10 protein-coding genes are annotated in these 10,776 nt (G+C 37.6%); 8 read left to right on the top strand and 2 right to left on the bottom strand.

Annotated elements, in window-relative coordinates:
• Positions 1-28: 28 nt before the first annotated feature.
• The 6 genes from CVS84_RS03575 to CVS84_RS03550 all read left to right on the top strand — a co-directional run bounded on the left by CVS84_RS03575 (position 29) and on the right by CVS84_RS03550 (position 6,906).
• Positions 29-2,653 (top strand): valine--tRNA ligase, encoded by a 2,625-nt coding sequence (locus CVS84_RS03575; RefSeq protein ID WP_107691185.1) that lies wholly within the window; start codon positions 29-31, stop codon positions 2,651-2,653.
• Complete coding sequence (locus tag CVS84_RS03570; RefSeq protein WP_107691184.1) at positions 2,653-3,609, top strand: methionine ABC transporter ATP-binding protein; 957 nt, start codon at positions 2,653-2,655, stop codon at positions 3,607-3,609. The genes CVS84_RS03575 and CVS84_RS03570 overlap by 1 nt, the downstream gene beginning before the upstream one ends.
• Positions 3,609-4,283, top strand: coding sequence for a methionine ABC transporter permease (locus tag CVS84_RS03565; protein ID WP_107691183.1), 675 nt, complete (start codon positions 3,609-3,611; stop codon positions 4,281-4,283). The genes CVS84_RS03570 and CVS84_RS03565 overlap by 1 nt, the downstream gene beginning before the upstream one ends.
• Before the next feature lie 256 nt (positions 4,284-4,539).
• Positions 4,540-5,322, top strand: coding sequence for a MetQ/NlpA family ABC transporter substrate-binding protein (locus CVS84_RS03560; RefSeq protein WP_107691182.1), 783 nt, complete (start codon positions 4,540-4,542; stop codon positions 5,320-5,322).
• Positions 5,323-5,398: 76 nt separating this feature from the next.
• Complete coding sequence (locus tag CVS84_RS03555) at positions 5,399-6,178, top strand: MetQ/NlpA family ABC transporter substrate-binding protein (RefSeq protein ID WP_107691181.1); 780 nt, start codon at positions 5,399-5,401, stop codon at positions 6,176-6,178.
• Between the two features lie 137 nt (positions 6,179-6,315).
• Entirely contained in the window at positions 6,316-6,906 is a 591-nt protein-coding gene (locus tag CVS84_RS03550; RefSeq protein WP_107691180.1) for a DedA family protein, read from the top strand.
• Positions 6,907-6,979: 73 nt separating this feature from the next.
• On the opposite strand, the gene murI is transcribed toward CVS84_RS03550, so the two are convergent.
• Positions 6,980-7,768 (bottom strand): glutamate racemase, encoded by a 789-nt coding sequence (gene murI / locus CVS84_RS03545; RefSeq protein WP_107691179.1) that lies wholly within the window; start codon positions 7,766-7,768, stop codon positions 6,980-6,982.
• 92 nt (positions 7,769-7,860) lie between these two features.
• Here murI and CVS84_RS03540 point away from each other — a divergent pair, with 92 nt between their 5' ends.
• A complete protein-coding gene (locus tag CVS84_RS03540; RefSeq protein WP_107691178.1) occupies positions 7,861-9,021 on the top strand; it encodes an FtsW/RodA/SpoVE family cell cycle protein in 1,161 nt (386 codons plus the stop codon).
• Positions 9,018-10,040 carry an undecaprenyldiphospho-muramoylpentapeptide beta-N-acetylglucosaminyltransferase gene (gene murG / locus CVS84_RS03535; RefSeq protein WP_107691177.1) on the top strand — a complete coding sequence of 341 codons (1,023 nt, stop codon included), beginning with the start codon at positions 9,018-9,020 and terminating at the stop codon, positions 10,038-10,040. Before CVS84_RS03540 ends, murG begins: the two co-directional genes overlap by 4 nt.
• Here murG and CVS84_RS03530 read toward each other — a convergent pair.
• Complete coding sequence (locus tag CVS84_RS03530) at positions 10,032-10,766, bottom strand: imidazole glycerol phosphate synthase (RefSeq protein WP_103619260.1); 735 nt, start codon at positions 10,764-10,766, stop codon at positions 10,032-10,034. The two genes, murG and CVS84_RS03530, sit on opposite strands and share 9 nt — an antisense overlap.
• Between the last annotated feature and the right edge of the window lie 10 nt (positions 10,767-10,776).

Below are 10,776 nucleotides of genomic sequence, written 5' to 3'. Positions count from 1 at the left end.
TTTTTTAAACGAAACTGAGGAGACAAAAGTGGCAGAATTTTACAATGCAAAAGAGATAGAAGATAAATTTTATAAAATTTGGGAAGAACGCGGATACTTCGAGATAGACGCGAACAAAGATATCCAAAAAGATGGACGTAAATTTTGCATTATGATGCCACCTCCAAATGTGACTGGCTCGCTTCACATCGGACACGCCCTAACCTTCACGCTCCAAGACATCATGACTCGTTACAAGAGGATGGATGGCTACAAGACACTTTGGCAGCCAGGCCTTGATCACGCTGGTATCGCTACTCAAAACGTCGTTGAAAAGCAGCTTTTGGCTCAAGGGATCAAAAAAGAAGAGCTTGGCCGTGAGAAATTTGTAGAAAAAGTGTGGGAGTGGAAGGAAAAAAGTGGTGGCATGATCGTCCATCAGATGCGAAAAATTGGCATCACTCCAGCTTGGTCACGCCAGAGATTTACTATGGATGAGGGCTTAAGAAGAGCTGTAAAAAAAGCCTTTGTAAATTTATACGACAAGGGTCTGATAGTTCAGAAAAACTATATGATAAACTGGTGTACGCATGATGGGGCGCTTTCTGACATCGAGGTCGAACATAAGGAGAACAAAGGCAAGCTTTATCATTTGAGGTACTATTTTACAGATAAGCCAAGCGAATTTGTTGTTGTTGCAACAACTCGCCCGGAGACCTACTTTGGCGACACCGCCGTAATGGTAAATCCAAACGACGAGCGCTATAAAAATTTAATCGGCAAAAAAGTGGTGCTACCTATCATAAATAGAGAGATCGAGATCATTGCCGACGAGCACGTTGATATGGAGTTTGGAACAGGTCTTGTTAAAGTCACACCTGCGCATGATCAAAACGACTATGAAGTTGGCAAAAGGCACGACCTTGAGTTTATCACTGTATTTGATGAAAAAGGTATTTTAAACGACAAGTGCGATAAATTTGCAGGACTTGAGAGGCTTGAGGCTAGAGATATCGTCGTGGCCGAGCTTGAAAAACTTGGCAATGTTGAAAAGATCGAGGACTATGAAAACCAAGTAGGATACTGCTACCGCTGCAAAAACGTCGTCGAGCCATATATCTCAAAGCAGTGGTTTGTCAAAAAAGAGATCGCAGACGAGGCGATACAAAAGGTCTCAGAGGGCCTTGCTAAATTTTACCCGCCGCACTGGATAAACAGCTTTAACGCGTGGATGAGAGAGTTAAGAGACTGGTGTATCTCACGCCAACTTTGGTGGGGGCATCAAATTCCAGTATTTTACTGCGATGATTGCGGTTATATGTGGGCTGACGAGGGAGAGCCATGCGAGTGCAAAAAGTGCAAAAGTAAAAATTTTCACCAAGACCCAGACGTGCTAGATACGTGGTTTAGCTCTGGTCTTTGGCCATTTAGCACGCTTGGTTGGGGTAATGAAAATGAGCTAAAAAATGAAAAATGGTTTGAAGGCGATTTGGCTGAATTTTATCCAAACAACCTACTAATCACTGGCTTTGATATATTATTTTTCTGGGTTGCTAGGATGATGTTTCAGGGTGAAAATGCCCTTGGTAAGTTGCCATTTGACGACATTTATCTGCACGCACTCGTAAAAGATGAATTTGGTAGAAAGATGAGTAAAAGCCTTGGCAACGTCATTGACCCGCTTGATAGCATCAATGAGTATAGCGCCGATATATTGCGCTTTACGCTAACTCTTTTAGCTGTTCAAGGACGCGATATCAAGCTAAGTGACGCTAAAATGAAGCAGGTAAGAAATTTCACCAACAAGCTTTATAATGCGAGCAAATACCTCATACTAAATGAGAGTAAATTTCCAAATTTAGAGGATATCAAGCTTCAAACAAAGCTTGGAATTTATATGAATAGCCGCTTTAACGAGTGCGTGAGAGAGGTGCGTGAAAACATCGACGCCTACCGCTTTAATGACGCAGCAAACACACTTTATAAATTCCTTTGGGATGAGTTTTGTGACTGGGGTATTGAGCTTAGTAAGGCTGATAAAGCGAGTGTAAAAGAGCTTGGAAGTATATTTAAAGAGGCGATGAAACTACTAAATCCTTTCATGCCATTTCTTTCAGAGTATCTATTTCAAGAGCTTAGCGGCACACAGCTTGAAAACGCAAAGTCAATAATGGTGATGAGCTACCCAGAGGTAAAAGAGCGAAATTTAGAGGTTGAGAAGAAATTTGAGCTAGTTATCGAAGCGATCGTGGCTATTCGCCGTGCAAAAGCGACCATCGATCTTGGCAACTCAAAGATAGCAAAAGCCTTTGTTAAATTTAATGAAAAAATCGACCTTGACGAGGTCAAAGAGTACATCAAGCTGCTTGCAAAATGCGAAGAGATCGGCTTTGTAGATGAGAAAATCGAAAATTCAATAAGAGACGTGAGTGAAAATTTAGAGTCATTTGTCCCGCTTGAAGGGCTTGATATGAGCGGTATCATCACAAGACTCAAGTCTCAAAAGACAAAGCTTGAAAAAGAGATAGCTAAGCTCTCAGGTATGTTAAATAATCAAAATTTCGTGGCAAACGCACCAAAAGAAGTTATAGAGACAAACAAAGAGGCGCTAGAGAGCGCTGAGGCTAAATTTAAAAAAGTATGTGAAGAATTAGAAGCTCTTGGAGAAAAATAGTGATAAAAATAGAGAAATTAAACAAATTTTATGGTGATACGCAGATCCTTTTTGATATAAATTTAGAGGTTAAAAAGGGTGAAATTTTTGCTATCGTGGGACATAGCGGTGCTGGTAAATCAACGCTTTTAAGGTGCATAAACGGGCTTGAAAGCTATCAAGATGGCAGCTTAAAAGTCTTTGATAAAGAGATAAAAAATTTAGATGAGATGCAGCAAAGACATTTAAGGCGGGATGTTGGGATGATATTTCAGCATTTTGCCTTGATGGCTAGAAAAAATGTCTTTGAAAACGTCGCTACTCCGCTTAAATTTTGGGGCTATAAAAGCGATGAAACCGAAAAAAGAGTGAGAGAGCTTTTAAATTTAGTCGGTCTTGAAAGCAAGGCAAAAAGCTATCCAAGCGAGCTAAGTGGCGGACAAAAACAGCGTGTCGCCATCGCTAGAGCACTTGCTTTAAATCCTAAAATTTTACTAAGCGATGAGGCGACTTCGGCTCTTGATCCAAACACGACAAATCAAATTTTAGAATTGCTTGAGAAGATAAACAAAGAGCTAGATATTAGTGTCGTCATCGTCACGCACGAGATGGAGGTTGTAAAATCGATCGCAAAACGTGCGATACTGCTTGAAGGTGGCAAGATCATAGGCTCTGGAAGCATTGAAGAGCTATTTTTAAAGCCAGATGAAAAGATGAAAGAATTTTTGGGTGAAGTTGAAATTCTGCCAAGCACTGGCACAAATATCAGGCTATTTTTTCCAAAAGAAGTGGCTCAAAACAGTGTGATCACACACATGGCTAGAAGCCTAAATATCGACTTTAACATAGTCTGGGGCAAGCTTGAAAAGCTAAACGACAACGTCCTTGGCTCGCTTGTCATAAACATAGATGAAGAAGATAAAGAAAACGTGCTTAACTACATCAAGCAAAGTGGCGTTTTATGGGAGGTTGCTTGATGTTTTGTATTGATTTTTCTAAATTTCCAGATGTATTTTCTAGGATACTGTTGCCAGCTATCGGCGAGACGCTATATATGAGCATCGTCTCTACCCTGCTCGCCTTTGCTATAGGCCTCATACCCGCGGTTTTGCTCATACTTTCAGATAAAGATGGATTAAAGCCAAACAAGCAGCTTTATTTTGTGCTAGATATCGTTATAAACGTGCTTAGAAGCTTTCCATTTATCATTTTGATCATCGTGCTATTTCCGGTCACAAAAATGATCGTAGGCACAAGTATTGGCACCACAGCTGCGATCGTCCCGCTAACTATTGGAGCGGCTCCATTTGTGGCAAGGCTAATCGAAAACGCTCTAAAAGAGGTTGATAAAGGCATAATTGAAGCCGCTCAAAGCTTTGGTAGCTCGAAATTTCAGATCATCTTTCGTGTCATGTTTGTAGAGGCACTTCCTGGCATTATCTCGGCATTTACACTAACGCTTATCGTAAATATCGGCTTTTCAGCGATGGCTGGAGCAGTTGGTGGTGGCGGACTAGGATCTGTCGCTATAAACTACGGATATCAAAGATTTCGCCCAGATATCATGCTCTACACCGTGGTTATTCTTATCATTATGGTTCAAATTTTTCAAGTTCTAGGTAACTACTTATATAAAATTTCTAAAAAATAGGCCTTTGTTTTTATCTGATTTTAAGCTTTTTTCCTTAAAATTGCCCGAATTAATTTTAGCTGAAAGGATAAAAGATGAAATCAGATATGTGCCACATGTGCCGCCTATTAAAAAACGCGTTGTCGAAAGACTAATCTCTAAGCACAAAATTTCTTTTTAAGTGCTTAGAACTAGCTTAAGCGCTTAAAAAGAAATTTAACACTCTAGCTTAAATTTATCCTTTTTTGGTGCTTGGCAAATTTTAAAAGGATAATAAATGAAAAAACTACTTCTCTCTTCTTTAGTTGCTCTTGGTCTTAGTGTAAGTGCAAATGCAGCTGATAAATCAAAAACAATAATCGTTGGTGCTACACCTATTCCACATGCTGAAATTTTAGAGATTGTAAAGCCTCTTTTGGCAAAAGATGGCTATACGCTTGAAATCAAAGAATTTAACGACTATACCACGCCAAACCTTGCAACAGAAGATGGCGATTTAGATGCAAATTTCTTTCAACACCTTCCATATTTGGACGAATTTAACAAAAACAAAGGCACTCATCTTATAAAAACAGTTGGCGTTCATCTTGAGCCAATGGGAGTTTATTCTAAAAAGATAAAAGACATCAAAGATCTAAAAGATGGTTCGACTGTATCTATCCCAAATGATCCAACAAATGAAAGTCGCGCTTTAGATATTCTTGCAAATGCTGGACTTATTAAGCTAAACGATAATCCACTAAAAACTCCGCTTGATATAGTTGATAACCCTAAAAAGCTTAAATTTGAAGAGATAGAGACTGCACAAGTACCAAGAACACTTGATGACGTTACTATCGCGGTTATTAACACAAACTATGCTCTAAATGCTAATCTTAATCCGGTAAAAGACGCACTTGTGCTTGAAAGCAAAAATAGCCCGTATGTAAACTACGTTGTAGTAAAGTCTGGTAACGAAAATAGCCCTAAAATAAAAGCTCTTGATAAAGCAATAAACTCATCAGAAGTTAAAAAATTTATCGAGATCAAATACAACGGCGCTATTCTTCCAGCATTTTAATTAAAATTTTTAAATAAGCGACGTAAAAGCTTTTACCTTTTTAGCGTCGCTTAAACCAAATAAAAAAGGAAAAACAATGAAATTTATCAAACTTTTAACCGCATCTTTAGTTGCTCTAAGCCTTCACGCAGCCGACAAGGACCACACTATCGTAGTCGGCGTCTCGCCAGTACCGCACGCTGAAATTTTAGAATTTGTAAAGCCAAAGCTGAAAGAGAAAGGCTACGACCTTGTTATCTCTGAAATTTCAGACTACTCTATCCCAAATGTCGCAACAGAAGATGGCAGTTTGGATGCAAATTTCTTTCAGCATTTGCCATATCTTGAGGAGCAAAACAAGGCTAGAGGCTTGCACCTTGTAAGTGTTGCAAATGTCCATGTCGAGCCACTTGGCTTTTACTCTAAAAAGATAAAAAACATAAAAGAGTTAAAAGATGGTGCAAAAGTTGCGATCGCTTACGATCCATCAAATGGTAATAGAGCACTTAGAATTTTAGAAAAAGCTGGTCTTATAGAGATCGATAAAAACGTAAAAGTTGCAACTATAAATGACATAACTAAAAATTCTAAAAATTTACAGTTTGTAGAGCTTGAGGGTGCTCAGATACCAAGAACGCTTGATGATGTCGATATCGCTGCCATTAGTACAAATTTCGTCCTTGATCTTGGCATGAGCGTGGCAAAAGACGCACTTTTACTTGAAGACGCTAATAGTCCTTACGCTAACATCATCGTCACAAGAGCTGGTAATGAAAACAGCCCTAAGATCAAAGCTTTAGTTGATGCGGTGCTTAGCCCTGATACTAAAAATTTCATCATCACTCGCTATAAAGGCGAAGTTATACCTGCATTTTAAAAACGGGGCGAGCTTTCGCCCTATTTTGTTTCTACTTTCATCTTGTTTTATAAGCTACAAACTCTCTTTATTTTTGTCAAAAAGCTTAAGCTATGCTTTGCTAAAATGGCTCACTTTAAAATTTTTCAGGAATTTAAATGCTGCATGATGTTATTGATTTTATAGTTGCGAGTGTAAGTAGCTGGGGTTATGCCGGCATATTTATCATGATGTTTTTAGAAAGCTCGTTTTTTCCATTTCCAAGCGAAGTGGCGATGATACCAGCTGGATATCTAGCTCACAAAGGCGATATGAGCTTAGCGCTTGCCTTTATCTCAGGCACGCTTGGTAGCTTACTTGGAGCCATTTTTAACTACTATCTTTGCTACTTTTTTGGACGTGAGATCATCTTAAAATACGGCAAATTTGTCGGCATCACCCACGAAAAGATGGATAAATTTGAAGCATTTTTCAATAAACACGGCGAAATTTCTACATTTAACTCACGTCTGATTCCTGGCATTCGTCAATACATCAGCCTACCAGCCGGACTTGCTAAGATGAACATTTTTAGATTTTGCCTATTTACCTCACTTGGAGCTGGGATTTGGTGTGCTGTTTTACTTGGAGTCGGCTATTTTATAGGCTCAAGCCCTGATAAACAGACACTTTTAATAATCACGATCGCTCTTTTAGCGGTGGTTGTAGTAATAAGTGTAGTCTATATAATAAAGCAGAGAAAAGCCTAAATACATATAAGAGTATATAAAAATTTAGTGTATTTTATAAAATTTTTATTTGTGGTATTTAGTTAGATTTAACCTAGCAGATCGCCCTCATCTTCTCTAATCTAGCTAAATTCCTTAAAATTTTATCTAGCTCAAATTTACTGAATACTTCATTGCCAGAATAGAAAAATCTAACTTTTGGGGCTTTATTTAAAGTAGAAATTTTTAGTCCAAGCTCACTTATGAGGCGGTTTATTGTCCCTTCGTTGCCATCAATTATGCTTATATTTGGCGGCAAAATTTCTCTTAGGCTATCTTTAAAATAGTTAAAGTGCGTGCAGCCAAGCACCAAAAAGCTAAATTTGCTTAGATCAAATTTAGCTAACTCTTCTTTTAGATATGATTTCACATTCTCGGTGTCAAATTCTTCATTTTCAGCAAAATTTACAAGGCGTGGTAGAGCGAGCAGCTCAGTCTTATCTTTTGCGTGTAAATTTATGATCAGCTCTTTTAGTTTTGCACCATTTACGGTGACTGGAGTGGCTATGACAAGCGTTTTTAAGGCATCATTATGACTTAAGTCATGAGCCCTTTTTACGGCTGGCTCCATGCCGATGATCGGTACGCTTAAATTTGCTCTAAGCTCTTTTATCGCTACGCTTGTTGCCGTGTTACAAGCTACTACAACGGCGTTTGCGCCATTTTCTATGAGAAATTTCACCGCATCAAAGCTAAATTTTAAAATCTCATCCCTGCTCTTTTGTCCATACGGGACATTTTTTACGTCTGCATAATATAAAAATTCATGCTCGCTAAGCTTGCTTAAAGCTTCATTTAAGACGCTCAGCCCGCCAAGTCCTGAGTCAAATATACCTATCTTCATGCCCTTCCTTAAAGCTTGCAATTATAGCAAATAATATCTTTGTAAGCCGTTTTTTATTATACTTTGGCACTTTTTAAACTTGGAGTTAAATTTTGGCAGTTGATAAGATCATTTTCTATCTTTGTTCGACTTTGATCGCTATAAGCATTATTTTTTCACTATCTTTGCCAGTTTTTACGGTTTTATTTTTTAATTACGACGAGTTTCACTTTTTTGTCCGCCAGTTTATTGTTGGTTGCATCGGAATTTTCATTATGTGGTGGCTCTCTAGGCTCAATCCTGAAAAGACGCTTGTTTGGATAGGGTTTGGCCTTCTTATATCTTGTGGTATCGCTATGGGGTTAATGCATGCATTACCAGCTTCTATGGTAACTGACGCTGGCGGTGCTAGACGCTGGATTAGACTGCCTGGCTTTTCACTAGCTCCAGTCGAGTTTTTTAAAATCGGTTTTGTCTACTTCTTAGCTTGGAGTTTTACTAGAAAATTTAGTGAAGGCAAAAGAACCTTGCTAGATGAGATTAAAATACTTATGCCTTATATTATTCTTTTTGGTGTTGCTATCTTTCTTATTGCTGTTATGCAAAATGACCTTGGTCAAGTGGTCGTGCTAGCACTTACATTTGTGACGATGGCACTTTTTGCAGGAGCAAGTGCGAGACTTTTTAGTATCGGTATTTTAGGGGCCGCTTTTGTTATGACAGTAGCGATAATCAGCTCTGAGCATAGAATTTTACGTATAAAATCATGGTGGGGCACGATACAAAATATGGTGCTTTCTTTCTTGCCTGACAGTGTTGCAGATGTATTAAGAGTAGCTGATGCGCCAGAGCCATATCAAATTTCTCACTCATTAAACGCTATAAAGCATGGCGAATTTTTCGGCGAAGGGCTTGGCGCTGGTATCTTTAAGCTCGGCTTTTTAAGTGAGGTCCATACTGACTTTGTATTAGCTGGTATCGCTGAAGAGGTTGGTGTATTTGGTATTTTGTGTATTGTAACTATATTTATAGCGCTACTTTATAGAATTTTTAGAATTTCAGCTAGAAGCGAAAATAAGGTCTATCATCTATTTACGCTTGGTGTCGGGCTTATCTTATCGTTTTCATTTTTAATGAATAGCTATGGTATCACATCGATCACGCCTATTAAAGGTATTGCTGTGCCATTTCTTAGTTACGGCGGTAGCTCTGTGCTTGCGATTTGTATCGGTATCGGTATGGTTTTGATGGTTAGTAAAAGGGCAAAATTATGATTGTTATTTGCGGTGGAGGTACTGGTGGGCATTTAGCTATCGCAAGAAGCTTTTGCGAGGAGCTAAATAGACGAGATATTAAGCCTATATTTATCGGCTCAACTAGTGGGCAAGATAAATTTTGGTTTGAAAATGACGAGAATTTTTTACAAAAATTTTTCTTACCAAGTAGTGGCGTAGTAAATAAGAGAGGCTTTGCTAAACTAAAATCACTAACAAATATCGTAAATCTTGCTTTAAAATGTAGAAAAATTTTTAAGCAAAATGACGTTAAGGTAGTCATTAGCGTTGGTGGCTATTCAGCAGCTCCAGCAGCCATTGCAGCCATTATCTCAAAAGTGCCACTTTTTATCCACGAACAAAATGCTGTAATGGGCAAATTAAATAAAATTTTAAAGCCTTATGCAAAAGGCTTTTTTAGCTCTTATGATAAAGCTTCGCCCTACCCTTATCCCGTAGCAAAGAAATTTTTCGATAGTGCAAGAGTGAGAGAGGAATTAAAGACTATTTTGTTTTTAGGAGGTTCGCAAGGCGCAAAAGCGATAAATGAACTAGCTATAAATTTAGCTCCATATCTTAAAGAAAAAGGCATAAATATAACTCATCAATGTGGTAAAAATGGCTTTGATGAACTTAAAAAAAGATATGATGAACTTGGCTTTAATGAAACGAATTTAGAAATTTTTGAATTTAGTAAAGAGATAGAAAATAAGATGAGCAAGGCTGACCTTGCCATATCAAGAGCAGGAGCTAGCTCGCTTTGGGAGCTTTGTGCAAATGCTTTGCCATCTATCTTTGTGCCATTTCCTTATGCCGCTGGCAATCATCAGTTTTATAACGCTAAATTTTTAAAAGATAAAGGCATTGCTGAAATTTGCTTGCAAAATGGAGAAATTTTAAACAAAGATGAAGTTATAAGAATGATAGAAAATTTTGATCTAAATAAAAGCAGCAAAGCTCTAAAAGAGATTCTTTTGCCAAATGGAGCAAAAGAGATAATTGATAAAATTTTAAACTAGCTCCTCACCTATCGCACAAGCTTTTAGTTCTTTTAGCTCAAAGATTAAGTAGTGATAAATAAGCTCATTTGTATTTAAAATTTTTGCACTAAAGACCGGTTTTATCATAGTTATTATCTTATCAGTTATACCCGCGATCTCCACTAGCAAAAGCTCATCTTTGCGTTGCTTTGCAGCCTTAATACAATTATAAAAGAACGTATAAATTATCTTAAAATTTTGCAAAATAACATTTGAAACTATCCTAGAATGAATATGCAAAACATTATGTATACGCTCTTGTAGAGTATTTAGCTCTGCAAGTAGTGATTTTATTTGAGTAGTATCTGTTGTCCTAGAAAAGAGATTTTTCGCTTTATTTTTGTTTTGTATTTGATACTCTGCTACTAAAATTTCTATTATATTTAAAATGGCAACATAGCTTTCTTGCAAATTTTCATTTGCCTTAAAGCTCACACCGTTTTTCTCAATTTTATAATTTAAGCTTCTCTTTATCTGCTCCAAATAAGTACTAATGTTTTCATAATAGTCCTCTGTGTTGAAGACACTTTTAAAGAAATCGCTTTCACCTTTTAGATTTGTAAGCTTTTTTTTAAGTTCGTCAGCGTTTTTATTAAACTCAACAACCCCAACTGCCAAGCCGATCTCGTGCTCACTATTTTGTTCTAATGCTGTCAAGCTCTCTTTTAGTACTAAAATTTGTTTTTGAATATTTTGAAAATCCATTTTTTCTCTT

The sequence above is a fragment of the Campylobacter concisus genome (assembly GCF_003048575.1).
GTDB lineage: Bacteria > Campylobacterota > Campylobacteria > Campylobacterales > Campylobacteraceae > Campylobacter_A > Campylobacter_A concisus_U.
This window is presented reverse-complemented; position numbering and strand designations above follow the sequence as displayed.